The 24,667-nt window shown below is 71.3% G+C and carries 24 protein-coding genes; 13 read left to right on the top strand and 11 right to left on the bottom strand.

Annotated elements, in window-relative coordinates:
* Positions 1-112 precede the first annotated feature (112 nt).
* Positions 113-1,324, bottom strand: a complete 1,212-nt coding sequence (locus DV20_RS20715; RefSeq protein ID WP_084093577.1) for an MFS transporter — start codon at positions 1,322-1,324, stop codon at positions 113-115.
* A gap of 115 nt (positions 1,325-1,439) precedes the next feature.
* Entirely contained in the window at positions 1,440-1,871 is a 432-nt protein-coding gene (locus tag DV20_RS20710; RefSeq protein WP_043782660.1) for a hotdog fold thioesterase, read from the bottom strand.
* Between the two features lie 274 nt (positions 1,872-2,145).
* On the opposite strand from DV20_RS20710, the gene DV20_RS20705 reads away from it, so the two are divergent.
* From DV20_RS20705 to DV20_RS20665, 9 genes are read left to right on the top strand one after another with little or no spacing between them, the layout of a single operon-like run.
* Positions 2,146-3,129 (top strand): AvrD family protein, encoded by a 984-nt coding sequence (locus tag DV20_RS20705; RefSeq protein WP_051736067.1) that lies wholly within the window; start codon positions 2,146-2,148, stop codon positions 3,127-3,129.
* Positions 3,130-3,141: 12 nt separating this feature from the next.
* Entirely contained in the window at positions 3,142-3,861 is a 720-nt protein-coding gene (locus DV20_RS46230; protein ID WP_043782657.1) for an AAA family ATPase, read from the top strand.
* On the top strand, positions 3,858-4,853 hold the full coding sequence (locus tag DV20_RS20695; protein WP_043782655.1) for a beta-ketoacyl-ACP synthase III: 996 nt from the start codon (positions 3,858-3,860) through the stop codon (positions 4,851-4,853). Before DV20_RS46230 ends, DV20_RS20695 begins: the two co-directional genes overlap by 4 nt.
* Before the next feature lie 22 nt (positions 4,854-4,875).
* A complete protein-coding gene (locus DV20_RS20690) occupies positions 4,876-5,121 on the top strand; it encodes an acyl carrier protein (protein WP_043782654.1) in 246 nt (81 codons plus the stop codon).
* Positions 5,118-5,885 (top strand): HAD family hydrolase, encoded by a 768-nt coding sequence (locus DV20_RS20685; protein WP_051736066.1) that lies wholly within the window; start codon positions 5,118-5,120, stop codon positions 5,883-5,885. Before DV20_RS20690 ends, DV20_RS20685 begins: the two co-directional genes overlap by 4 nt.
* A 7-nt stretch (positions 5,886-5,892) precedes the next feature.
* Entirely contained in the window at positions 5,893-6,849 is a 957-nt protein-coding gene (locus DV20_RS20680; protein WP_043782652.1) for an NADP-dependent oxidoreductase, read from the top strand.
* Position 6,850: 1 nt separating this feature from the next.
* Entirely contained in the window at positions 6,851-8,395 is a 1,545-nt protein-coding gene (locus DV20_RS20675) for an MFS transporter (RefSeq protein WP_051736065.1), read from the top strand.
* 15 nt (positions 8,396-8,410) lie between these two features.
* Positions 8,411-9,952, top strand: a complete 1,542-nt coding sequence (locus DV20_RS20670) for an FAD-dependent monooxygenase (RefSeq protein WP_051736064.1) — start codon at positions 8,411-8,413, stop codon at positions 9,950-9,952.
* Positions 9,953-9,963: 11 nt separating this feature from the next.
* Positions 9,964-10,380: a nuclear transport factor 2 family protein gene (locus tag DV20_RS20665; protein WP_043782651.1), complete on the top strand. Its 417-nt coding sequence runs from the start codon at positions 9,964-9,966 to the stop codon at positions 10,378-10,380.
* A gap of 57 nt (positions 10,381-10,437) precedes the next feature.
* On the opposite strand, the gene DV20_RS20660 is transcribed toward DV20_RS20665, so the two are convergent.
* The gene (locus DV20_RS20660) at positions 10,438-11,304 is read right to left on the bottom strand and encodes a helix-turn-helix transcriptional regulator (protein WP_043782649.1); all 867 of its coding nucleotides are present in this window, start codon (positions 11,302-11,304) and stop codon (positions 10,438-10,440) included.
* Between the two features lie 154 nt (positions 11,305-11,458).
* Here DV20_RS20660 and DV20_RS20655 point away from each other — a divergent pair, with 154 nt between their 5' ends.
* Both DV20_RS20655 and DV20_RS20650 read left to right on the top strand, forming a co-directional pair.
* A complete protein-coding gene (locus tag DV20_RS20655; protein ID WP_043782647.1) occupies positions 11,459-12,205 on the top strand; it encodes a dienelactone hydrolase family protein in 747 nt (248 codons plus the stop codon).
* On the top strand, positions 12,205-12,594 hold the full coding sequence (locus DV20_RS20650) for a carboxymuconolactone decarboxylase family protein (protein WP_043782646.1): 390 nt from the start codon (positions 12,205-12,207) through the stop codon (positions 12,592-12,594). The genes DV20_RS20655 and DV20_RS20650 overlap by 1 nt, the downstream gene beginning before the upstream one ends.
* A gap of 66 nt (positions 12,595-12,660) precedes the next feature.
* Here the strand turns inward: DV20_RS20650 and DV20_RS20645 are convergent, their stop codons facing one another.
* From DV20_RS20645 to DV20_RS20615, 7 genes are all read right to left on the bottom strand, one after another.
* Positions 12,661-13,515 carry an amidohydrolase family protein gene (locus DV20_RS20645; RefSeq protein WP_043782644.1) on the bottom strand — a complete coding sequence of 285 codons (855 nt, stop codon included), beginning with the start codon at positions 13,513-13,515 and terminating at the stop codon, positions 12,661-12,663.
* Entirely contained in the window at positions 13,512-15,056 is a 1,545-nt protein-coding gene (locus DV20_RS20640; protein WP_043782643.1) for a benzoate-CoA ligase family protein, read from the bottom strand. The genes DV20_RS20645 and DV20_RS20640 overlap by 4 nt, the downstream gene beginning before the upstream one ends.
* An 8-nt stretch (positions 15,057-15,064) precedes the next feature.
* Positions 15,065-16,486 carry a benzoyl-CoA 2,3-epoxidase subunit BoxB gene (boxB, locus tag DV20_RS20635; RefSeq protein ID WP_043782640.1) on the bottom strand — a complete coding sequence of 474 codons (1,422 nt, stop codon included), beginning with the start codon at positions 16,484-16,486 and terminating at the stop codon, positions 15,065-15,067.
* 6 nt (positions 16,487-16,492) lie between these two features.
* Positions 16,493-18,112: a 2,3-epoxybenzoyl-CoA dihydrolase gene (gene boxC / locus DV20_RS20630; RefSeq protein WP_043782638.1), complete on the bottom strand. Its 1,620-nt coding sequence runs from the start codon at positions 18,110-18,112 to the stop codon at positions 16,493-16,495.
* Between the two features lie 31 nt (positions 18,113-18,143).
* Positions 18,144-18,569 (bottom strand): hypothetical protein, encoded by a 426-nt coding sequence (locus DV20_RS20625; RefSeq protein WP_235190897.1) that lies wholly within the window; start codon positions 18,567-18,569, stop codon positions 18,144-18,146.
* Positions 18,570-18,665: 96 nt separating this feature from the next.
* Positions 18,666-19,568, bottom strand: coding sequence for a GNAT family N-acetyltransferase (locus DV20_RS20620; RefSeq protein WP_043782636.1), 903 nt, complete (start codon positions 19,566-19,568; stop codon positions 18,666-18,668).
* A 172-nt stretch (positions 19,569-19,740) separates the two neighbouring features.
* Entirely contained in the window at positions 19,741-20,655 is a 915-nt protein-coding gene (locus DV20_RS20615) for an SDR family NAD(P)-dependent oxidoreductase (protein WP_043782635.1), read from the bottom strand.
* A gap of 102 nt (positions 20,656-20,757) precedes the next feature.
* Here DV20_RS20615 and DV20_RS20610 point away from each other — a divergent pair, with 102 nt between their 5' ends.
* Positions 20,758-21,423 (top strand): TetR/AcrR family transcriptional regulator, encoded by a 666-nt coding sequence (locus DV20_RS20610; RefSeq protein ID WP_043782633.1) that lies wholly within the window; start codon positions 20,758-20,760, stop codon positions 21,421-21,423.
* Positions 21,424-21,444: 21 nt separating this feature from the next.
* Here DV20_RS20610 and DV20_RS20605 read toward each other — a convergent pair whose 3' ends face one another.
* Complete coding sequence (locus tag DV20_RS20605) at positions 21,445-23,871, bottom strand: glycoside hydrolase family 3 C-terminal domain-containing protein (RefSeq protein ID WP_043782631.1); 2,427 nt, start codon at positions 23,869-23,871, stop codon at positions 21,445-21,447.
* A 95-nt stretch (positions 23,872-23,966) separates the two neighbouring features.
* Here DV20_RS20605 and DV20_RS20600 point away from each other — a divergent pair, with 95 nt between their 5' ends.
* A complete protein-coding gene (locus DV20_RS20600) occupies positions 23,967-24,548 on the top strand; it encodes a TetR/AcrR family transcriptional regulator (protein WP_043782630.1) in 582 nt (193 codons plus the stop codon).
* The last annotated feature ends 119 nt before the right edge of the window (positions 24,549-24,667 follow it).

The raw sequence follows: 24,667 nt of genomic DNA, 5'->3' as shown, positions 1-24,667 counted from the left end.
GCACCGAAAGGTATTCACGCGATCGATACGTTTTGAAAGATCTTCCAACAAGAACCGCCGGAACCCACGAATCGTCAAATTTTGAATCAAATCACGCGACTGTGAATGATCTTCACCTTGTCCGGAGCGTCGTGACGCCCCAGAGCACCAGCGCGGCCGACGCGAAAACGGCGCCCGCCGCGCAGACCGCGAGCCAGCCACCCGCCGAATAGGCCGCGCCGGCGACCGCGGAACCCGCCGCGCCGCCGAGGAAGTAGGTGCCGGTGTAGGCCATCGTGATCCGGCTGCGCGCTTCCGGGCGCAGCGCGTAGACCGTGCTCAGGTTCACCACCTGCACGCCCTGCACGCCCAGGTCCAGCACGATCACCCCGGCCACCAGCGACCCGAGCGCGCCGCCGCCGTCGAGGGCCATCAGGCCCCACGCGAGCAGCACGGCCAGCAGCAGCGCCCCGGTCGTCCGGCGTTCCCAGCCCCGGTCGGTGAACCGGCCCGTGACGCGGGCGGCGTACGCCCCGACCGCGCCGAGCAACCCGAACGCGCCGATCATCGCCTCGCCGTAGTGGTACGGCGGGCCGGCGAGCAGGAACGCCGTCGTGGCCCAGAACGCGCTGAACCCGGCGAAGGTCAGGAACCCGTAGGCGCACCGCAGGCGCAGCAACGGTTCCTCGCGCACGATGGCCACGACCGAGTGCAGGAGCCTGCCGTAGCCGAGCCGGTCGCCGACCGGCACCGCGGGCAGTTTCCGGTGCAGCAGCACCGCCAGCACGACCATCAGCACCGCGGCGGCCGCGTAGACCGCGCGCCAGCTGCCCGTCCACTGCGCCACCAGTCCGCCGCCGGTGCGCGCCAGCAGGACACCCACCAGCACCCCGCTCATCACCCGCCCGGTCACGCCACCGCGCTGGTCCGGCGTGGCGAGCGTGGCGGCGAACGCGACCATGATCGGCGCGACCACCGCGCTGACCGCCAGCACCCCGGACACCACGGTCAGCACCGCGATCGAGGGAGCCACCGCCGACACCGCCTGGATCACCGCGACGATCGAGATCAGCACGACGATCAGCTTCCGGCGATCGGCGATGTCGGCCAGCGGGACCACGAACACGAGGCCGGCGGCGTAGCAGGCGGTCGTGACCGTGACGATCAGCGAAGCCGTGCCGCTGCTGCTGCGGAATTCGGCGGCGATGGCGGTGAGCAGCGGCTGGACGTAGTAGATGTTGGCCACCGCGAGCCCCGCGGCGACCGCGAACAGCGTGACCATCGCCCGCGGCATGCCGTCGCCGGGGCGCATCGCGGTGCGGGCGGACGGGCTCGGCGTGGCCACTACGGGCGACCTCCCGGTGTGTCGGCGGTTCCGGCGAGTCTTCCGCCGCGGCGGGGCGCGTGCCAGACCGCGTCCTTCCCCCGGACCGCCGGTACCAGTACCGGCAGGACCAGGCTCAGCGCGGCGCGCGCCGCGCCCGGCGGCTGATCGCGCAGGTCAGCCGGGCCGTGCAGGTGCGGCGGCCGGCGTCGTCGGTGATGACGATTTCGTAGGTGGCACTGGATCTTCCCTCGTGCAACGGCGTCGCGACCCCGCGCACCGTGCCCGAAGCGACCCAGCGGTGGTGGGTGCAGGACAGGTCCAGCCCGACCGCCTGGCCGTCCGGGCCGGCGTGCTGCCAGGCCGCGAACGAGCCCAGCGTCTCGGCGAACGCGGCGTTCGCGCCGCCGTGCATGATCCCGACCGGCTGGCGGTTGCCCGACACCGGCATGGTGCCGACCACCCGGCCCGGGCGGCACTCGCCGATCACGATCCCCAGTTTCGCGATCAGCTGACCGGCCTGGTCATCCGCGGGAATCGCGCGCACCGGGAATTCTGCGTTGCTCATGTGACCTCCGGGAAACTTTTGTGAAACCCATTCATCGACCGCTGCGACGCTTTTCAGGCTAAGCCGGTTCCCCGGCGGGACCGCCGGTTCCTGTCGGCCACATCACAGTGGTGGTGGCAGTACCCGCATACCCTTGTGCGTACCAAGCGACGCAGGCAAACCGGCGGCCTGCCGTGTTAGGTTTCCGGCATCCAGCCGCCGTTGATGTCGGTTCTCCCCCTCCGGCCACGCTGATCCTTTTCTTTCGCCACACTCTTTTCGATCGGACGTATCCATGACTGAAATCGCGCTGCGCGAAACCGTCGACGACTACCTGGGCCCCGGCGCCAAGCGGTTCTTCTCGGCCGGCTACCGGCGCGTCGGCTACACCTTCGGGCCCGTGGTGGCCGACGTGCGGAGCACGCACGACACGGCCGTCACCACGCACGTCGGGCTGTCCTACCCCGCCGACTGGTCGAAGAAGCTGACCGGCGCCGACCTGCGGCCGCACCTGAGCACGATCGACGCGATCCTGCTCGGTGTCCAGCTCGCGGAAGTGTGCGTGGTGCGGACGTTCCGCCTCGATGCCGCCGCGCACCGCGCGCTGTGGATCCGCAAGGTCCGGATCCGCGCCGGCCAGCGCCCGGAGGAGGACCTGACCGAGCTGCCGCTGGCCGGACGGCTGACCGGGACCGGCACGGGCACGGTGCTGCCCGCGGTGTCCGTGGTGGACGCCCAGGTCGGCGCGATGCGGGTGCGCTGCGAAGTCGAGCACGCCGGCGGCCCGGCGCACCCGGGGCACAGCCTGCTGCCGGGCGTCGACGCGCTGCTCGGCCCGGCCAAGAACCGGTACTACGGAACGGGATTCACCCGGGGTGACCACCGCATCGGCGAGCTGGCGCTGGACGGGCTGTCCGCGAACGCGCGCGTCGACCTGACCGACGCGGGGGCCACCCAGGGCGCCGAGGCCGCCTACGGCCCGGCCCCGACGATGGTCGACGCCTTCGCCACCGGCCTGCAGCTGGCCCAGATCCTGCTCTACGAGCTCGACGGCATGCACCGCCGGGACAGCAACACGCTCTGGATGCGCAGCACCACGCTGACCACCGACAGTCCACACCGGACGTTCCGGCCGGGGCTGCGGCTGCACACCCGGCTGGAGAACGCCCGGCTCGTCGAGATGAACGACGGCGTCTGGCGCACCGCGGACATCCACACCGAACTCGGCGGGGTCGCTTTCACCTGCGCCGTCACCCACGCGCTGCCGCACGGCAGCTGAACAGGAGATCCGATGAAACTGGCCATTTCCGGCACCTATTCGTCCGGCAAGACCCTCACCTCGTACGCGCTCGCGCACTACGTCGACATCCCGCGCACCCGCGCCCGCACGATGCGGGAGCTGCTGCCGGTCGCCGTGCCGGGCAAGACCCTCGAACAGTGCACCGGGGCCGAGCTGATCCAGCTCATCGTGCGCCGGCACGTCGAGCGCTGCGTGCACGAGAGCCACCTGACCAAGGGCTTCGTCTCCGACGGCTCGTCGCTGCAGGAATGGCTCTACGGCGCCGTGCGGGTGATCGTCGGCATCAACCCGAACGACTCGGTGCACCTGTCCGACGTCGAGGCCGTCGAGCGGACGCCCGAGATGGCCTTCTTCGACGAGGTCATGGGCGAGCTCGGCAAGGCGATCAAGGACCACGTCAAGCAGACCTACGACGCGTTCGTGCACCTGCCCAACGAGCTGGAGCTGGCCAAGGACGGCCACCGGCCGGTGAACGAGCGGTTCCGCCGGCTGGCCGACGAGGGCATCGCGGCGGCGATCGACGAGCTGGGCATCCCGCGGCACGTCGTCGGCGGCACGCTGCCGGAGCGGCTGAACCAGATCGTCGACCTGTTCGGCTTCGCGCCGGTGATGACGGTCGACGAGGCCATCGGACGGGCCCAGGAGGAGTATCGCGCGGTCGACATGACGATCGAGTCCGACCGCGCCTGGGCCGTCACCGCGGCGTCGTGAGCGCCACGACTCGCGCGGCCGTGCTGACCGGGCTCGGCTCGACCGTGCCGGACCAGGTGGTCACCAACGCGATGCTGGCGTCCCGGATGGACACCTCCGACGAGTGGATCCGGTCGCGGACCGGGATCCGGGAGCGCCGCGTCGTCGAGCCCGGCACGGCGACCGGCGACCTGGCCACCGAGGCCGGACGGCGGGCGCTGAAGTCGGCCGGGGTCGACGCGGTGGACGCGCTGGTGCTGGCCACCACGACCCCGGACCACACGTGCCCGGCGACGGGACCGGCGGTGGCCGACCGGCTCGGGCTGGGCACGATCCCCGCCTACGACGTCGCCGCGGTGTGCTCGGGCTTCCTGTACGCGCTGGCCACGGCGGCCGGGCTGATCGCGCTCGGCACCGCGGACCGGGTACTGGTGGTCGCGGCCGAGGCGTTCACCACGATCATCGACCCGGCCGACCGCACCACCGCGCCGATCTTCGGCGACGGTGCCGGCGCGGTGGTCCTGGAGGCAGGCGACGCGGCCCAGCGCGGCGCGTTGCTGGGCTTCGACCTCGGCAGCGACGGCGCACTGGCCGACCTGATCATCGTGCCGGCCGGCGGCTCGCGGCGGCGGACGTCGGCCGACCCGGCCGAGTACTTCATGAAGATGCGGGGCCGCACGGTGTTCACCAACGCCGTGCTGCGGATGGCGTCCTCGTCGCGGGCGGCGCTGGCCCGCACCGGCTGGAAGCCCGGCGACGTCGACCGGCTGGTCGGGCACCAGGCGAACGTCCGCATCCTGCGCGCGGTCGCCGAAGAGCTCGGCCTGCCCGCCGAACGCGCCTTCGTCGACGTCGACAAGTACGGCAACACCGCCGCCGCGTCCATCCCGCTCGCGCTGGACGACGCCGCGAGCTCCGGGCTGCTCACCGCGGGCGACCGCGTCCTGCTCACCGCGTTCGGCGGTGGTGCCAGCTGGGGCGCGGTGACGCTCGAGTGGCCCGACCTGTCCTGACCCACCGATACCGGAGGAACCCGTGGAAACCACCGTCAACGCCCGTGTCATCCAGCTGCTGGCCGACAAGGCCGAACTGCCGGTCGAGGAGCTGGCCGCCCACCGCACGCTCGAGGAGATCGGCCTGGATTCGCTGCACCTGATGGAGATCGCGCTCTGGGTGCAGCGCGAGTACGGCGCGGTCGTGCCGGAAGGCGACCTGCACCACGAACTGACCGTCGGCGAGGCGCTCGCTTACCTCGACGAGAAGACCGCTGCGGTTCGATGAACCACCGGCTGGCGTTCTTCGACGTCGACGGGACGCTCCTGACCGTCACGAGCCTGTTCCGGTTCCTCGCCTACGACTGCGCGGTGCGCGGTGAGCCGGAGTCCTACGTGGACTTCATGGCGGAGCTGGACCGGCTGAAGGCGGCGGGCGCGTCCCGCGTCGAGGCCAACCGGGCGTTCTTCGGGGCGTTCGCCGGCCGGTCGGTGGCCGACCTGGTCACCGGCGGCCGGCGCTGGTTCGAGCTCGAACGGTCGTTCGGCGGGCTGTTCGACCCGCGCGTGCTCACGATGCTGCGCGCGCACTCGGCCGGCGGCGACCTGGTCGTGCTGCTGTCCGGCTCGTTCGCGCCGTGCCTCGGCCCGATCGCCCGGCTCACCGGCGCGGACGTCGTGGTGTGCACCGAGCCCGAAATCCACGACGGCCGCTACACCGGGCGCGTGGCCGACCCGATGGTCGGCCCGCGCAAGGCCGAGGCCGCCGCGGCGATCGCCGCCGGGCACGGGATCGACCCGGCGGACTGCTTTTCCTACGGCGACGACGCCTCCGACCTGGCGGTGCTCGAGCTCACCGGCTGCCCGGTCGTCGTCGGCGACGACCCGGTGCTGGCCGAGCGGGCCCGGCGGCTGGGCTGGCGGCGGATCCCGTCGTTGCCGATCGCCGACCGCCCGCTCTTCGGGGGTCCGGGTGGCGAGGCCCCCGGCACCAGGGCGAAGCACCGAATGTCACAGCCGCTCTTCGGCGTTCCCGCACTCTCCAGGAGGTAGACCACTCATGAAGGTCGTGCAGACCACCGCCGCCGGCGAGCCGGACGTGCTCGTCCTGTCCGATATGGACAAACCGGCTCCCGTCCCGACCGAGGTGCTGGTGCGGGTGCACGCCGCCGGCGTCAACCCGGTGGACTGGAAGATCCGCGGCGGGATCTTCCCCACCGGCGCGCTCGGCGCGCACCCGTTCGTGCAGGGCTGGGACGTCGCCGGCGTCGTCGAAGCCGGTCCGCGCGTGACCCGGTTCGCCCCCGGTGACGAGGTCTTCGGGCTGCTCTGGTTCCCGCGCGAAGCCGGGGGCTACGGCGAGTACGTCACCGCACCCGCCCGGCAGTTCGCGCACAAGCCCGCGGGGCTGAGCTTCACCGAGGCCGCCGGCCTGCCGATGGCCGGCCTGACCGCCTGGCAGACGCTGGTCGACGTGGCCGGCGTCAAGGCGGGCGACCGGGTGCTGGTCACCGCCGCCGCGGGCGGGGTCGGCCACCTGGCCGCGCAGATCGCGCACGCGCGCGGCGCGGTCGTCACCGGCACGGCCACTGCGGCGAAGCACGAGTTCCTGGCCTCGGTCGGCGTCGACGAGGCCGTCGACTACACCGCCGTCGAGGTCCGTGCGGCCGTGCGCGACCAGGACGTCGTGCTCGACCTGCTCGGCGGCGACCACACGCTCGGCCTGCTCGACACGCTCCGGCCGGGCGGGTTGCTGATCCTCACCATCGGCCAGGTCAGCGCCGAGGTCACCGCGGCCGCCGCCGAGCGCGGCGTGCGCGTCAGCCCGTTCCTCGTCGAGCCCGACGGCGCCGGGCTGACCGAGCTGGCCCGTCTGGTGGACCGGGGCGAGCTGCGCGTGCACCTCGACCACGTGCTGCCGCTGTCCGACGCCGTCAAGGCGCACGAGCTCGGGGAAACCGGGCGCACCACCGGAAAGATCGTCCTGCAGGTCACCGAACCCGAGAAGGAGTTCTGACGTGTCAACCTCCGTGTCCGCGCGGCGGGCCAGTCCGGCGATCACGCTCGTCGCCGTCTGTGTCGCTTGTGGACTGCTGCCCGCGTCGCTGACCGGGACGTCGATCGCGCTGCCGGACATCGGCACCGACCTCGGCGTCTCGCTGGTCAGCGTCCAGTGGATCGTCAACGCCTACAACCTGACCTTCGCCAGCGTCATGCTCGCCACCGGCGCGCTCGCGGACCTGCTGGGCCGCAAGCGGATGTTCGGCATCGGGCTGGCCGGGTTCGTCGCCTGCACCGCGGCGGCCGGCGCCGTCTCGGACATCGTCGTGCTGGACGTCCTGCGCGGCGCCGCGGGCATCGCGGCCGCCATGGTGCTCACCGCCGCGTCCGCGATGCTGGCGCAGGCGTTCGACGGCCCCGCCCGGATGAAGGCGTTCGGCTGGCTCGGCTCGTCGTTCGGCCTCGGCCTGGCGCTGGGCCCGTCGACGTCCGGGATCCTGGTCGACCTGTGGGGCTGGCGTGCGGTGTTCTTCACGCACGCGCTCATCGCCGCCGCCGTCGCGCTCGCGCTGCCGAAGCTCGCCGAATCGCGCAACCCGGACGCCACCGGCGTCGACTGGCTCGGCACCACGACGTTCAGCGGCAGCCTGTTCGCGCTGACCCTGGCCCTGGTCGAAGGACCGCAGCTGGGCTGGGCCGCGCCCACCGTGCTGGCGCTCTACGCCGCCTGCGTGGTGCTGCTGATCGCGTTCGTGGTCGCCGAAAGCCGCCAGGAGCGGCCGATGTTCGACCTGAGCCTGTTCCGGCAGCCCCGGTTCGTCGCGGTCTGCCTGATGCCGGTGCTGCTGGCCTTCGGGTTCGTCTGCCTGCTCGTGTTCCTCCCGTCGTTCTTCATCGGCATCACCGGGATGAGCGCGCAGCGGGCCGGGTTGACCATGCTGCTGCTGACCGTGCCGGTGCTGGTGTTCCCGGTGGTGGCCGGCACGGTGAGCAAGACCGTGCCGCCGCGCGTGCTGCTCGGCGCCAGCCTGCTGCTGGTCGCCGGCGGGGCCGCGTGGCTGACCACGATCGACCGGACGTCGGGCGTCGGCACGCTGCTCGGCCCGCTGCTGGTGATCGGCACCGGCGTCGGCATCTCGTTCGGCCTGCTGGACGGCGCCGCGGTCAGCACCGTGCCCGCGTCCCGTGCCGGCATGGCCGCCGGGATGTTCAACACCATGCGGCTGACCGGCGAGGCCGTCGCCATCGCCGGGATGGGTTCCCTGCTGGTGACCCTGACCCGCGGTGGGCTGACCGGCGATCCCGGCCGGTACGCGGCCGCGGGTGACGCCGGCACCGTCGCCAACAAGGCCGCACAGGGGCAGATCGCCGAGCTGGCCACGGCCCTGCCCGCCGGCCAGCGCGCGGCCTTCACCGACTTCGTGTCCGGCTCCTACACCACGGCGTTCCACACCGTGCTGTGGCTGCTGGCCGCGGTCTGCGCGCTCGGCGCGCCCGCCATCGTGTGGATGCTGCGCGACCGTACGTCCACTGTGGACGAACTGGCCCCCGTGACCCCCTGACCCGAGGAGCGAACCATGGCAGAGGAACTGCCGGTCCTGATCGTCGGCGGCGGCCCGGTCGGGCTGACCGCCGCGGCCGAGCTGGCCCGGCGCGACATCCCGGTGCGGCTCGTCGACAAGGCGAGCGAGCCCAGCCCGCTCACCAAGGCCCTGATGGTGTGGCCGCGCACCCTGGAGGTGCTGCGGCTGCTGGGCGGCGGCGAGCACATCGAGACCTACGGCCTGCCCATCGACGCTTTCCGCTACTACTCCGAGAACAAGCAGATCTGCCGGATCGGCTTCGGCCCGCGGACCCGGCCGTCGGTCATCACCCAGCCCGACGTCGAGACGCTGCTGCGCAAGTCGCTGGCCGACGCGGGCGGCACCACCGAGTGGGCGACCACGCTCACCGGCCTGCGCCAGGACGGCGACGGCGTCGAGGTCACCCTGGCGGGGCCGGACGGCCGCGAGGAGCTCGCGCGGTTCTCCTACGTCCTGGGCACCGACGGCGCGACCAGCACGGTGCGCAAGCAGATCGGCCTGGAGTTCCAGGGCAGCACGTACGAGAACGTCTTCATCCTGGCCGACAGCTCCATCGAAGGCGACCTGCAGCGTGACGCCGTGCACTACTACTGCTCGTCGCGCGGGGTCATGGTGCTCGTCCCGCTCTACAACGGCCGGTTCCGGGTGTTCACCGCCGGGCCGCCCGGGATGCGCCCGGAGGACCTGACCCCGGCCGTGCTGCAGGACTTCCTGGACAAGCGCGGGCCCGGTGGCCTGCGGCTGTACGACATCGACTGGCTGACGACGTTCAGCATCCACGCCCGGCACGCCGAGAAGTTCCACGTGGGCCGGGTGTTCCTGGCCGGCGACTCGGCGCACGTGCACAGCCCGGCGGGTGGGCAGGGCCTCAACACCGGGGTCACCGACGCGCACAACCTGGCCTGGAAGCTGGCGCTGGTGCACCGCGGGCACGCCGGCCGGGGGCTGCTCGACAGCTACGGGGTGGAACGGGCGTCCGTCGCCTCGGCGGTCGTCAAGCAGGCCGAGGCGCAGACCAAGGCGTGGCTGCTGAAGAAGCGCTGGCAGATCGCCGCGCGCGACGTCTCGGCGGGGCTCGCCGAGCGGCTCGGCCTGTTCGACCGCTACTACGCGCCGTGGCTGGCCGGCCTGACCAACCACTACCCGGCCGGGGCCGCGGTGGCGGGCCCGGTCGACAAGCGCACCCGGCCCTCGTCCGTCCTCAGTGGACATCTGCTGCCGGACGAGCCGGTCCGGTACGAGGGCACGGTCTCCGCCCTGCGGTCCGTCATGCCCATCGACCGGTACACGCTGCTGGTCAGCCGGACCGAGGACACGCCGGAGCTCCGTGCCCTGCTGGCGTCCCACCGCGACCTGCTCACGCTGCGGGTGCTGCACGCGGACGGGTCGCTCACCGAGGACTTCACCCCTCCGCCCCCGGGTCCGGGCAAGCTGTGGCGTCCCAAACCCTTCACCGCCCTGGTGCGGCCCGACCACTACGTCGCCGCCGTCGGCGTGTCCACCGTGCGGGCCCACCTGTCCGCCATCACCACCTGAGGAGATCCCCTGTGTCCACCCCCACCACCGTCCGCGACACGGCGGCGACGATCGGCGAGTTCTTCACCCGCTTCGGCAACGGCGACCGGCCGGGCATGCTGGAGCTGTTCGCCGCGGACGTCGACTTCGTCGTCGCGGGCGCCGAAGAGATCGTGCCCTGGGCCGGGAAGCAGCCGTCCCTCGCCGGGGTCGAGGAGTTCCTGCGGATCGCGCTCGAGGACATCAGCACGGAGAAGTTCGACATCGCCAAGATCCTCGTCGACGGCGAGGACGGCGTGGTCCTGGGCGAGTTCGCGCACCGGATCCACCGCACGGGCAAGGTGTTCGCGAGCACGTTCGCGCTGCACGTCCGCGTCCGTGACGGGCTGATCGCGAAGTACCACATGTTCGAGGACAGCCACCGGGCCGCGCTCGCCTGGCAGGACTAGCCCGTCGTGAGTGGTGAGGGCGGTGGGAACCGCCCTTACCACTCACGACCGCTGGAATCAGGCTTCTTCGGACTTCACCCGATCGGGCTGTTCCGCCGAGGGCGCCGTCCACATCGCCAGCAGCTCCAGCGCCGAGGCCGCCGGGCTGGCCGGCTCGGGGCTGAACGCCACCAGCCGCTGGCCGGTCTCGCCGGGCAGGTCGAAGTTCTCGAAGCGCAGGGTCAGCTCGCCGACCACCGGGTGGCGGAACCGCTTGCTCCCGTGCGTCCGCTGCTTGACGTCCCGCCCGGCCCACAGCGTCCGGAACTGCTCGCTCTTCATCATCAGCTCGCCGAGCAGCGTCGCCAGCACCTCGTCGTCGTCGTGGTGGCTGGTCGCCAGGCGCAGGGTGCCGACCGTCGCGCGGGCGACGTCCTGCCAGTCGACGAACCGCTCCTTGCTGTCGGCGTCCAGGAACCCGAACCGGGCGAGGTTGCGCTCCCGCGGCGGCACGGCGGCGAAGTCGAAGAACAGCGCGGCGGCCAGCTGATTCCAGGCCAGCACGTCCATCCGGTGGTTGATGACCATCGCCGGCACCCGGTCCATCATGTCCAGCAGCTGGACCAGCTCGGTGCGGATCCGCTCGGGCCGCGGCGAGCGCGCGGACGGCCGCGGGCGGGCCAGCCCTTCGAGGTACCGGCGCTCGTCGCCGTCCAGCTGCAGCGCGCGGGCGAGCGCGTCGAGCACCGCCTCCGACGGCCGCGCCGCGCGTCCCTGCTCGAGCCGGACGTAGTACTCGACGCTGATCCCGGCGAGCGAAGCGACCTCCTCACGGCGCAGGCCGGCGACGCGGCGGCGGGGGCCGGCCTCGATGCCGGACCGGCCGGGATCGATCCTGGCCCGCCGCGACTTGAGGAACCGGCCCAGCTCGTTCTGCTCGCTCATCCCCCCAGTGTGCAGCACCGATGCGGTCCCGAGCGTGGTCCTGCGGGTACCAGTAACGCCGGTCCGGGGGTCGAACCGGGATCTGGCCGGGCCCGCCGGGCGCCGCCAGGCTGGGTCCAGCAGACCGACCAGACCTTCGAAAGGTGCACCCACCATGTGCCACAGCACGGACAGCCGCCCGCCCGCACTGGAGAACCCGGGCGAGGTCGCCCAGGACGGGATGCTCGAGCTCACCTCGGCGGACGGCACGGCGTTCTCCGCGTTCCAGGCGATCCCGGCCGAGCCCAACGGCGTCAACATCGTGATCCTGCCGGACATCCGCGGCACGCACCCGTACTACCAGGCGCTGGCCAACCGGTTCGCCCAGGCGGGCTACACCACCGCGGCCATCGACTACTACGGCCGGACCGCGGGCGTCGGCGTGCGCGACGACCAGTTCGACTGGAAGCAGTACCTGCCGTCGGTCCAGCCGGACGAGGTCGCCGCCGACGTCAAGGCGGCCGCCGAGCACCTCACGAAGTTCAACACCGGCCCGGTGTTCACCGTCGGCTTCTGCTTCGGCGGCGGCCAGTCCTGGCGGCTGTCCGCGAGCGACCTCGGCGTGACCGGCGTGATCGGCTTCTACGGCCTGCCGAAGCTGGTCAACGACGTCGTCGACGACATCTCCGCCCCCCTCCTGCTGCTGCTCGCCGGGTCCGACGTGGCGACGTCGCAGGAGGAGTTCGACGCCTTCGCCGCCTCCCTGGACAAGGCGGGCAAGACCTACGACATGCACGTCTACGAAGGCGCCCCGCACTCGTTCTTCGACGCGGCCTACGACGAGTGGCAGGAGGCGTGCGACGACGCCTGGAGCCGCATGGTGGGCTTCATCGAGAAGCACAGCGCGAAGGTCCCCGCCTGATGCAGCGGTCGGAGCGGTTCGAACGCGGGGCGGCGCGGCTGGCCGAGATGGGCGGCGACATCGAGGACATCGTCGCGCCGCTGGCCGACGTGGCCCCCGACCTGGCGACCTACGTCGGCGAGTTCGCGTTCGGCGACCTCTACACCCGTCCCGGCCTCGACCTGCGGCAGCGGCAGCTGGTCACCATCGCCGCGCTGGTCACGCTGGGTGACACCGAACGGCAGCTCCGGTTCCACACGAAGGCGGCGCTGAACGTCGGCGTCACGCCGTCGGAAATCGTCGAGACCGTGATCCACCTGCTCGCCTTCGCGGGCAACCCACGCGTGTTCAACGCCATGCTCACCGTCAAGGGCGTGTTCGCCGAACGCGGGCTGCTGCCCGTCGGGTGAGCGAAGGGGCTCCCGGCCGTCCCCTCGCGGGCGGGAGCCCCTTCCGTTGAAACACGGCACGAGGTCCTAGGCCAGGCCCGGCATCAGCTTGACCGCGTTGCCCCCGAGGACGCCGCTCAGGACGTCCTCGGGCAGGCCCAGCCCGAGCAGCGCCCGCACGTTCTTCGCCACGCCCGGCACGCCGGGCCAGTCCGTCCCGAAGACGAACTTCCCGGCCAGCCGCGGGAAGTCGAACCGCCGGTAGTACTCCGGCAGCTTCTTCGGCGGCAGCCCGGCGAGGTCGAGCCAGACGTTGTCGCGGGCCAGCGCGAGGAACGCAGCCACGTCGTACCACCAGCCGCGACCACCGTGGGCGAAGACGAACTGCAGGGCCGGGAAGTCCTCGACCACGTCCGACAGCAGTTCGGGGTTGCCGAAACTCGTGCGGGAGCCCGGGAAGCTGGACGTGCCGGAGTGGAGGATCACCGGCACCCCGCGTTCGAGGCACAGCTGGTAGACCGGGTACAGCTCCTTGTCCGCCGGCGAGAACGCGCCGTGCACCGGGTGGATCTTCAGCGCCACCGCCCCCAGATCCAGCTGCCGCGCCACCTCCGCCGCCGCCGGGTGGTGCAGGTACGGGTTGACGTTCGCCACGAGCCGGAACCGCGCCGGGTTGTGCTCGACCAGCGACAGGTTGTCCTCGATCGGCTGGATGCCGGTCGCCCGCGGGCTGTACTCGCAGAACAGCAGGACCCGGTCGACGCCTTCGGACTCCATCAGCTCGTCCATCGCCGCCGGGATCACTTCCCCCGCGGCGGAGTACACCGAACGCCACGGGTACGCCCCGGCGAAGTCGTGCGCCCACTGCAGCCACGCGGGTTTCAGCGTCGGCAGCCGCGGCGCGTGGACGTGGGCGTCGACCACGAAGTGCCCGTCGATCACGAGCTGGGCACCGTCCGCAGCACGTCGCGGACCTGCTCGCGGATCACGTTCCGGCGGATCTTGCCGGTCGCCGTCTTCGGCAGCTCGGCCAGCTCGACCACCCCGCGCGGGCGCTTGAACGCGGCGAGCCCCTCGCGGCAGAACTCGATCAGCTCGTCCCGGTCCACCGCGAACCCGGGGGCGGGCACCACGCAGGCGACGGGTTTGTCGAGGCCGTCGGCGTCCGGCGCGGCGACGACCGCCACCTCGGCCACCGCCGGGTGCTGCCGCAGCCGTTCCTCCACTTCGGACGGTGACACCCAGATCCCGCCGGCCTTCAGCATGTCCCCGAACCGGCCCAGGCAGCTGTAGGTGCCGTCCTCGTTGCGGACGTAGCTGTCGCCGGTCCGCAGCCACTCGCCCTGGAAGACGAGCTTCGTCGCGTCGTAGCGGGCCCAGTAGCCGGTCGCCGTCGACGGCCCGGCCACGAACAGCTCGCCCGGCTTTCCGGCGGCGGCGATCACCGCCCCGGCCTCGTCGCGGAGCTGCACCGAGTACCCGGGAACCGGGACGCCGGTGCTGCCCGGCCGCACCGAACCGGGCTGGTTCGACAGGAAGATGTGCAGCGCCTCGGTCGACCCGATGCCGTCGAGGATTTCCAGCCCGAAGCGGGCTCGGAACCGTTCGAACAGCGACGCGGGCAGCGGCTCGCCGGCCGAAACCGCGTGCCGCACCGAGGAAAACGAGTCGTCCGGGACATCGCTGGCGAGCAACGCCGCGTAGAACGTCGGGACCGCGAAGAACAGGGACGGCTGCTCCTCGCGAGCGCGTCTCGCGAACAGCGCGGGCGTCGGCCGCGAAGGCTCGAGCAGCGTCGTGCCGCCCGCGCCGAGCGGGAAGAAACACGAGTTTCCCAGCCCGTAGGCGAAGAACAGCTTCGGCACGGACAGGAACCGGTCCGCCGACGTCGTGGCCAACACACCACGCGCGTAGGTCTCGCAGACCGCGCGGATGCTCGCGTGCCGGTGCATCGCGCCCTTCGGCTGCCCGGTCGTCCCCGACGTGTACAGCCACAGCGCGGGCGAGTCCTCCCACGTCCGTCCGCCGGGGAACGCTCCGGCCAGCGACGCCCAGTCGTGCGTCCGGACACCGAACCCGGCGCCGTCGCAGCGGTCGAGCACGACGTCGGTGACCTCGGGCGCCAGCTCCAGCGCGGTCACCGCCTGCCCGGCGAACTCCCCGGACACGCACAGCACGCGGGCCCGCGAGTCGGCCAGCACCTGGCCCAGCTCCGGCCCGGTGACCATGGTCGACACCGGGACGGCGACCGCGCCGGCCAGCATCGCGCCGAGGATGCCGGTGAGCAGCTCGACGTCGTCGACCATGCAGAACATGACCCGTTCTTCGGGCCGCACGCCGAGTTCGAGCAGGCCGCCGGCGACGCGCCGGGACTCCGCCGCGAGCTCGGCGTAGGTGAGCGAGCGGCGGGGCGAGACGACCGCGGTCGCGTCCGGGCGCCCGGCCTGCAGCAGGTACTCCGCGGCATTGAACGCTGTCGCCACCAGGCCTCCTACGTGAGGTACACGTACTCGTAGTCGATGGGCTTCCCGTTGATGCCCTGCCGCGGCGGCGCCACCCAGCTCGCGATCTTCCCCCGCTCGTACACCGGGCGCATCAGCGAGCGGACGAACGTGAGGTCTTCGGTCGTGGGCAGCCACTTGCGTTTGCCCGCCTCCCAGGTCGCCTCGTCGACGATGGTGCCGTCGGGAGTGACGTGGTGGCCGGAGTTTATGCCCACTTCGCGGTTGAAGCCAGGGTGCGGCAAGCGGAACGCGAAGTCGATGCCGGCGTCGGAGAGGATCTTGTTCCAGCGCTTCACGCCGGTCTGGCAGTCGGCCACGTACTCGCTGCGCAGGTCGAGGTTCAGCAGCAGGATCGCCTGCATCTCCTCGGTGGTCCAGGTGCCGTCGCCGTTCGGCCGCTCCAGCGTGCGGGCGTCTTCGGTGAGCTTGTGGTCGTCCTTGCGGCGGGTCTCCTGCCAGCGGCCCTTGAGCCCGGCGGTGTAGTAGTTCGCCGCGTTCGTCGACGTCTCGCTGCCGAACAGGTCCAGGGACACCGTGTAGTGGAAGTTGATGTACTTCTGGATGACGTCCAGCGGGATGCCGCCGTGCGGGCCGATGTCGTACGTGTCGTGCTCGCGGATCAGCTCGGCGCTGCGGGTCACCACGCGGTCGACGCCGGTGGTGCCGACCATCATGTGGTGCGCTTCCTCCTTGAGCATGAACTCGCAGGTGCGCGAGAGCGGGTCGAAGGAGCTCTCCTTGAGCGTGCCGAGCTGGTACTTCCCGTCGCGGTCGGTGAAGTAGGTGAACATGTAGAACGCCAGCCAGTCGGCGGTTTCCTCGTTGAAGGCACCGAGGATGCGGGGCGCGTCCGGGCTGCCGGAGTTGCGCAGCAGGAGCCCTTCGGCCTCGTCCCGGCCTTCGCGGCCGAAGTAGGCGTGCAGCAGGTACACCATCGCCCACAGGTGCCGGCCTTCTTCGACGTTGACCTGGAAGAGGTTCCGCAGGTCGTACAGGCTCGGCGCGGTCAGGCCGAGGAGTTTCTGCTGCTCGACCGACGCCGGTTCGGTGTCGCCCTGGATGACGATCAGCCGCTGCAGGTCGGCGCGGTATTCGCCGGGCACCTGCTGCCAGACCGGCTCGCCCTGGTGCTCGCCGAAGGCGATCCGGCGGTCGGGGTCGCGTTCGGCGAGGAAGATGCCCCAGCGGTAGTCGGGGACGTTGACGTGGTCGAAGTGCGCCCAGCCCTCGCGGCCCACGCTGACGGCGGTGCGCAGGTAGACGCCCTGGGTCTCCAGCGTCGGGCCCATCTCGGCCCACCAGTGCATGAACTTCGGCTGCCAGCCCTCCAGGGCCCGCTGCAGCCTGCGGTCCTCGGAGAGGTTGACGTTGTTCGGGATCTTGGCGTCGTAGTCGATTTTCTCGGGCATTTTGCGCTAGACCCGCTTCCTGTCGAAGACGGCCTTCTGTCCCGTACCGTAGCGGCGCAGCGCGCCTTCCGGTCCGGATGCGTTCGGCCGGGTGAAAATCCAGTTCTGCCAAGCCGCCAGCCGGCCGAAGATCTTGGTCTCGATGGTCTCGGGACCGACGAACCGGTGGTTGGCCTCCATCCCGGTGAGCGCGTCCGGGGAGAGCGACGCGCGGCCTTCGAGGGCGATCCGGATCTCGTCCTCCCAGTCGAGGTCGTCCGGGGCGTCGGTGACCAGGCCGAGTTCGAGGGCTTCGGCGGGGCTGAGCTCGCGGTTCTTTTCGCGGGTGAGCCAGGCGAGGTGGTCGTCGTCGCCGTAGAAGCGCGCCTGGAGGCGGGTCAGGCCGTTGCCCATCGGGAAGGCGCCGAAGTTGGCGTCGGTGAGCTGAAGGGACGCTCGAAGCGGACTGTGCTCATTGTCGATCGGCGGGCCGTCCAGGATGTACTGGCGGTCCGCGGCCAGCGCGATTTCCAGCAGTGCGCCGGTGAAGCAGCTGCCCGGTTCGATGAGCGCGATCAGGCTGCGGCTGGTGACGTCGAGGCGCTTGAGGGTGCGCTTGAAGTAGTGCGTGATCTCGTTGGCGAGCCAGTCCTTCTGCCCCAGTACGGCCTGCTCGTGCGCCAGGACCTTCGCGGGGTCGCCCTGGGTGCGCAGGATCCACGTCCCGGCTTCGACCTCGTTGGTGCGCAGCCGCAGGATGGCGTCGTCGAGCTCGCGGGTCATGGCGAGGAACCAGCCGTCCGCGCCCTCTTCGTGCAGGTCGCCGGGGTCGTTCTCCGGGCCGTTGACGGTGATCGTGGCCTGATCCCCGGCCACGTCGATGTCGACATAGCGATGCTGGAGCGGCGTCAGCTCGATGCCCTGATCAGCCGGCTTTTCGGAGGCGTGCGCGAGGTCCCGCGCCTTCTCCAGGACCTTCTCGCGGAAGCCCTGGCGGGGCACCAGTTCGTCGACCAGGCGCCAGTCGACCGCCGTCCGGCCCTTGACGCCGTCCGGGCGCGTGGCGAAGACGTCGGCGAGGTCCCGGCGCACGCGGCGCTTGTCGACGACCCGGGTGAGGCCGCCGGTGCCGGGCAGCACGCCGAGCAGCGGAACCTCCGGCAGCGCGACGGTCGAGGAGTTGTCGTCGATCAGGAAGATCTTCTCGCAGGCCAGCGCGATCTCGTAGCCACCGCCGGCGCAGGTGCCGTTCACCGCGGCCACGTAGACTTGGCCGGAGTGCTCGGTGGCGTCCTCCATACCGTTGCGGGTCTCGTTGGTGAACTTGCAGAAGTTGACCTTCCAGTGGTGCTCCGACGCGGCGAGCATGCGGATGTTCGCTCCGGCGCAGAACACCTTCTCCTTCGCGCTGGTCACGATGACCACGCGGACCTCGGGGTGCTCGAACCGCAGCCGCTGCGTGGCGTCGTAGAGCTCGATGTCGACGCCGAGGTCGTAGGAGTTGAGCTTGAGCTCGTACCCCGGGACCAGCCCACCCTGCTCGTCGACGTCCAGCTCCAGCCAGGCCACCTCCTCGTCGATCCGCAGGCGCCAGTGGCGGTACTCGTCCGGACGGCGTTCGAAGACAACCGGTGTGGTGGTGGTCACTCTTCGAGTGTCTACACCAGTCAGACGGACGTCAATGTTGTGTAGAAACTTGATCTCGGCCGCTCACCCGGTTGAGCGTGGTCCACGCCCAGGTGAGGAACACCCACAGGGCCAGCCCGGCGGCGGCGTCGGTGAAGATCGTCGCGAACCAGAACGCGGGAATCTGCGGCACACCGGTCAGAAAATGGCCCAGCGTGACCATCCCGGCCAGCGAGTAGCCCAAGAGGAACGCCAGCGCCCGCTCGTACCGCCCCTGGGTGTACGCGCGGTAGCCGAGCCAGCCGAACGCCGTCAACACCACCCAGGTGACGGCCACGACGATGCCGCCGACGAGCGGCGTGATCCCCTCCAGCTGCGGATAGTCCGCGTACCGGACGGCGTTGTGGGCGTAGTGGATCCCCGTGCTGAGCAGCGAGAAGCCGAGGATCACGCGAAGCGGTGCCAGTCCCTTGTCCATCACGCCCCCCATTTGATAGATCGCTCTAGCGACCATACCTCCTGGGCACTTTCACGTGAAAGTGCCCACGGGGGCACTTTCACGTGAAAGTGACGGTCAGGCGAGGTCGATGCGGTGCTGGGTCACCGGGTAACCCGCCTTCGCGAAGGCTTTGGCCATCGGGACGTTGCCGACGTCGGTGCCCGCGACGATCCGGTCCGCGCCGTAGCCGACGAGGTCGTGCGTGGCCTCGACCAGGAGGTCGTACGCGTAACCGTGGCCTCGGTGCTCCGGCACCACGGCCACGTAGCCGACCACCGGGTCGTAGACGTTCCGGCTCGGCAGGACGAGGCCGACCAGCTCGCCTTCGCGCGTGTACGCCAGCCGCCACCAGTCCCGTGGCGCCGGCATCCACTTCATGATGTCGAGGTCCTCCTGCGCGGCCGCGTCGAGACCGTGCTCCTCGACGGCCTTCCGCACGTGCGCGTCGAGGCTGCCGACGTGCACGCGCTTGAAGACGTCGAGGATGACGCTGTCGTCGGGCTCCGGCCGGAACTCGAGCCGTCCGGGCTTCTCCGGCAGGCCGTTCTCCGGCGTCCAGCGGAAGCGGTAGCGCTCGACCAGCTTGCGGTAGCCCGCCCGCTCGGCCGCCTGGACCCGGCGGCCGACCTCGGCCGCGACGTCCGGATCGTCCTGCCACGCCGGTGGGGTGTGCAGCGAGTACTCGGCGCGCAGCGGCGCGGTCTTCAGCAGCTCGACGGCCGCGTCGAAGTCGGTGAAGTCGAACCAGTCCAGGGCGACCGGGTCTTCGTCGCCGGCCTTGGCCCACCAGGCGGCGCGGGCCACGACGACGTCGTCGCGCAGGGCGATCCAGACGCGCTCGGGCGGGTACTCGCCCCGCCTCGCCATCTCGACGAAGTCGTCACCGAGCAGCTTGCGGCCGACGAGACCGCGGTCGGGCAGGGAGGTGAACAGTGCTTCTTCGCCCGCTTCGAGCGGGCGCACGACCAGATCGGTCATGGAAATCCTTCCGGGAGTACGCGCTCCCGGTCAGGCAGCCGGCACCCTCGCTGCGAGGTGGGAGCGCGTGATCGGTTGCGTGATCATCGGTCCCACCTCCTTTCGCTGGTCAAGGTGCCTGCACGCGACCCTAGGGGTTGCACCCGCGGGGATCAACGTATTTTCCGCGGGCTCACGCCGCGGCGGTTGCCCCGCCGACCGGGAACCGCACGCCGGTGAGGTCTTCCGAGACGGCCCAAAGACGTTGCTGCGCGGTCAGGTCGTAGGAGTCCGGGCTGGAGGCGACCAGCTTCGGGTAGCCGCGCCGCTCGGCCAGACCGCTGGGCCCGTAGTACTGCCCGCCGAGAACCGACGGGTCGGTGGCGGCCCGCAGGGTGGGCAGCGCGCCCGCCGTCGCGGGCTGGGTGAGCACCGGAGCGAGCCAGGTGAGCAGCCGCCGGACGACGGCCGGGCTGTTGCGGGCCAGTTCGGTGTCGGAGATACCGGGGTGTGCGGCCACGGCGACGGTGGTGCCGTGCGCGGCGAGCCTGCGCTGCAGCTCGTAGGTGAACATCAGGTTGGCGAGTTTCGACTGGCCGTAGGCCGCGATCCGGCTGTAGGAACGCTCCCACTGCAGGTCGTCGAAGTGAATGGCGGCGTTGATGCGGTGGCCGGTGCTGCTGACCGTGACGACCCGGGAGCCGGGCACGGGCAGCAGCCGGTCGAGCAGCAGCCCGGTGAGCGCGAAGTGGCCCAGGTGGTTGGTGCCGAACTGCAGCTCGAAGCCGTCGCGGGTGGTCTGCTTCGGCGTGTACATCACGCCGGCGTTGTTGATCAGCAGGTCGATCCGCGGGTGGGCGGCACGCAGGGCGGCCGCGGCGGCCCGGATCGATTCCAGCGAGGTCAGGTCCAGCTCCCGCACGGAGACGTCGCCGTCGATCCGGGCCGCGGCCAGCCTGCCCTTTCCGGTGTCCCGCACGGCCAGCACGACCGTGGCCCCGCGCTCCGCGAGCCGCCGGGCGGTCTCGAACCCCAGCCCGGTGTTGGCGCCGGTGATCACGGCCACGCGGCCGTCCTGGCGCGGGATCTGCTGCTCGGTCCAGTTCATCGAAGGCTCCCTAATGTACCGCCGGTAACTTGTGCTCGGGACGGTAATGTACCGCCGGTACACTGTCAAGGTACCGGCGGTACACGAGCTAGGGTCGACGGCATGACGTTCCAGCGGGCGCGCACCGAAGAGCAGCGGGAGGTCCGGCGCCGGGCGATCCTGGAGACGACCTCCGCGATGCTCGACGAGATGCCGGTGGCCGAGGTGACCCTGAACGAGCTGAGCCGGCGGGTCGGCCTGGCCAAGACGGCGGTCCTGCGCTATTTCGAGTCCCGCGAGGCGGTGCTGCTCGACCTGATGGACGACCGGACGGCGACCTGGCTGGCCGGACTGGAACAGGAACTGGGCCGCGGCGTCGACCCCAGCCGTCCCCCGGAGGAACGAGCCGAACAGACGGCCGACGTGCTCAGCCGGTCGCTCGCCGCGCAGACGGTGCTCTGCGACCTCTACGGCGCACAGGGCGGCGTGCTCGAACACAACGTCTCGGTCGAAGTGGTCCGCCGGCACAAGCGGGCCTCGCTGCGCAACCTCGCGGTGATGGCCGGCCTCGTCCGGCGGTACCTGCCCGAGGTCGACGGCCACGCCGAGCAGCTCTGCCTGACCGCCCTGCTGGTGGCCGGCGCGCTGTCCGCCTACACCTCGCCGCCGCCGAGCCTGCTGGCCGTCTACGAGTCGGAGCCGGCACTGGCGGTCCACCGCATCGAGTTGCGGCCGGCGCTGCGGCTCGCGATCATCACGTCGCTCGTGGGGCTCCTGCCACGCCCTTGAGAGCGGGTCCGCGCGCGATGATCAACGTATCTTCTGCAGCACCACGCGCGTGCTCAGCCGCGGTTCGGCGTAGGAGTGCGACGCCGCCACGACGTACTCGCCCGCGATGTGCCGCCAGCCGTCGCGCCAGACTTCGGCCGACCGCGAGGCGATGGCGATGTCGGCCTCCACGACCTCACCGGGCCCGGCTTCGACGCTCGCGAAGCCGGCCAGCCAGCGGTGCGGCCGGTCGCCGCGCTCGGTCGGGGCGAGGTAGATCTGGACGACTTCGCGCCCCTTGCGCGTGCCCGTGTTGCGTACGCGGACCCGGACGCGTGCACCGCCTTCTTCGTCCGGGTCGACGTCGAGTTCTTCGTACTCCCACGTCGTGTAGCCCTGGCCCTCTCCGAACCAGTACGCGGGTTGCCGCCCTGCGCGGGCCCAAGCGCCGTAGCCGATGTACACGCCTTCGCCGTACTCGAGCACGCCTTCCTTCGGCGTCACGTCCGTGACCGGCGCGTCTTCCAGCTTCGCCGGCCAGGTCGTCGGCAGGCGGCCGCCGGGTTCTTCGCGGCCGAAGAGGACGTCGGCGAGCGCGTCGCCGCCGGCCTGGCCGGGGAACCAGGTGAGGAGCACCGCGGCGACGTCGTCACGCCACGGCATCTCGACCGGGGAGCCCGCGTTGACGACCACGACGGTGTTGCGGTTCGCCGCGGCGACCCGCGTGACGAGTTCGTCCTGGCGGCCGGGCAGGGCGAGCGACGTCCGGTCGAAGCCTTCGCTTTCGACCTCGGCGGTCGTGCCGACCACGACGACAGCGACCTCGGACTTCGCCGCCAGGGCCACGGCTTCTTCGAGGCCGGCGTCCGGGTCGAGGACCGGGCCGCGGTGGCCGAGCGCGAAGGTGACCCAGGCGAAGGTGCCCCTGGCGAACTCCGCCATCTCCGAGGGGATCCAGTAGGTCAGGCTGACGTCGACCGGTTCACCCGCGGTGAGTTCGACCTCCCGCCGCTGCTCGTGGACCTGCATGACGGACGTGAAGATGTCCCCGCCCTCCGGCAGGTTCACGCCGTCGAAGACGGTCTGGCCCGCGACGACGAGCCGGAGGTCGCCGGGACCGGTGACGCCGAAGGTGTGCGTGCCGCTGGCGTCCGGGAGGAACGTGCCGGCGATCTCGACCGACGCGAGCGTGCCGGCGTCGAGGCCGGCCGGCAGTTCACCGATCCAGTCGATCCTGGCGCTGCGCAAGGGAAATTCGGCCAGCCGGGTGCCGTCGGCGGCGCGGGCCGTCGCGCGGAGCCGGAAATTGTCGGTGGCGGCCGGTAACGTCGTGCGCGGATCGGCACCGGGGGCGTAGGCGAGTTCGGTGCCCGCGGGAACGGCCGCTTTCAGGCCGTCGAGAGGGGAGGCGATGTGGTCGGGGAACACGGTGGCACTGCCACCGCCGAGGATCTTCGGGTCCGCGGCGAGCGCGCCGATGAGCGCGATGCTCTGCGGGTTCCGCAGGGGCAGCACGCCGGTTTCGTTGCGGAGCAGCACGAACGACCGGTGCGCGACCTCGCGCGCGACCGCGTCACCGTCCACAGGGGACGTTGTCGGCGCGGGCCCGCCGCCGAGCGCGCCGGTCCGGTGCGCGAGCAGGAGCACGCGGCGGGCCATGGCGTCGACCACGGCTTCGTCGACCTCGCCGCCGCGAACGGCTTCGGCGAGCCGTTCGCCGAACACCGTGCGGGGGCCGGGCATGGCCACGTCGAGGCCGCCGTTGGCGGAGGCGACGGTGTCGCGCGCGGCCAGCCAGTCGGAGACGACGAAGCCGTCGAAGCCCCATTCGCCGCGGAGCACGCCGTTGACCAGTTCGGCGTGCTGGGTCATCGTGGTGCCGTTGACGCTGTTGTAGGCGGCCATGATCCCCCACGGCTTCGCCCGCCGGACGATGAGTTCGAACGGCGCGAGGTAGAGCTCGCGCAGGGCGCGCTCGCCGAGGCGCACGTCGACGGTGAAGCGTTCGGTCTCGAAGTCGTTGGCGACGAAGTGCTTGACCGTGACGGCGACCCCGCCGTCCTGCACGCCGGTGACGTAGCCGGCGCCGATCGACCCGGTGAGGAGGGGGTCTTCGGAGTAGCACTCGAAGTGCCGGCCGCCCAGTGGCGAGCGGTGGAGGTTGACCGTGGGGGCGAGCAGCACGTGCACGCCCTTGCGCCGGGCTTCCTGCGCGAGCAGCCGTCCGGCCTTGACGGCCAGGCGCGGGTCCCAGCTCGCGGCGAGCGCGGTCGGGCTGGGCAGGGTCACCGAGGGGTCGTCCGGGCTCCAATGCGTCCCGCGGACGCCGACCGGGCCGTCGGAGAGGACCAGCGACGCGAGCCCGATCCGCGGCAGCGCGGGGAGGGACCAGACGTCCTGGCCGGCGAGCAGGTTCACCTTGGCGTCCAGGTCGAGTTCGGCCAGCAGTGCCTCGACGTCGAAGCTCATGCGCATCCTCCGCGATCGGTCCTGCCGTCACCTTACCTGGCGACGAGTAGCGAACGTTATGTTTCCGTGACGCTCTCTGCCGTAGGCTCGGGATCATGACCCGGGCCAGGGGCGCCGACCGCCGAGCCAGCATCGTCCGAGCGGCGTTCGAGGTGATCGCCGAGCGCGGCTACCGAGGCACGTCCCTCGCCGCGGTCGCCGAGCGCGTCGGCCTGACGCAGCAGGGGCTGATGCACTACTTCCCCACCAAGGAAGACCTGCTGACGGCGGTGCTGGAAACCCGCGACGAGTGGGACCTGCTGCACTTCGGCCACGCCCGGCCGGGCGACCCCTCGGCCATTTCGGTGAGCCAGCTGGCCGACCTGGTCGACTACAACGCCACGCGGCCCGGGATCGTCCAGACGTACACGGTGCTGTCGGCGGACAGCGTCACGGAGGACCACCCGGCCCGCAAGTACTTCCAGGACCGCTACGCCCGGGTACGGGCGGGCATGGCCCAGATGCTGGAGCGCCACCGCGACGAGCTCCCTCCGGGAACCACCCCGGAGCAGCTGGCCCCCCTGGCCATCGCCACCCTGGACGGCCTCCAGCTGCAGTGGCTCCTCGACCCGGAGGAAGTCGACATGTCGGCCGGGTTCCGCACGTTCCTGGCCCTGCTGGGCGTGAAGCCGGACTGACGGTCAGCGCATCCCCACACTCTGCCGCTCGATCTCGATCAACGCGCCGCCGACCCGCGCGTGCCACCGACTCGCTCGGCAAGCCGCCGGCCCCCACCGCCCGCCCCCACGGCCGCAGG

The sequence above is a fragment of the Amycolatopsis rifamycinica genome (assembly GCF_000695625.1).
Taxonomy (GTDB): Bacteria; Actinomycetota; Actinomycetes; order Mycobacteriales; family Pseudonocardiaceae; genus Amycolatopsis; species Amycolatopsis rifamycinica.
Note: the sequence above shows the minus strand (reverse complement) of the source record. Positions and strands in the feature narration are given on the sequence as shown.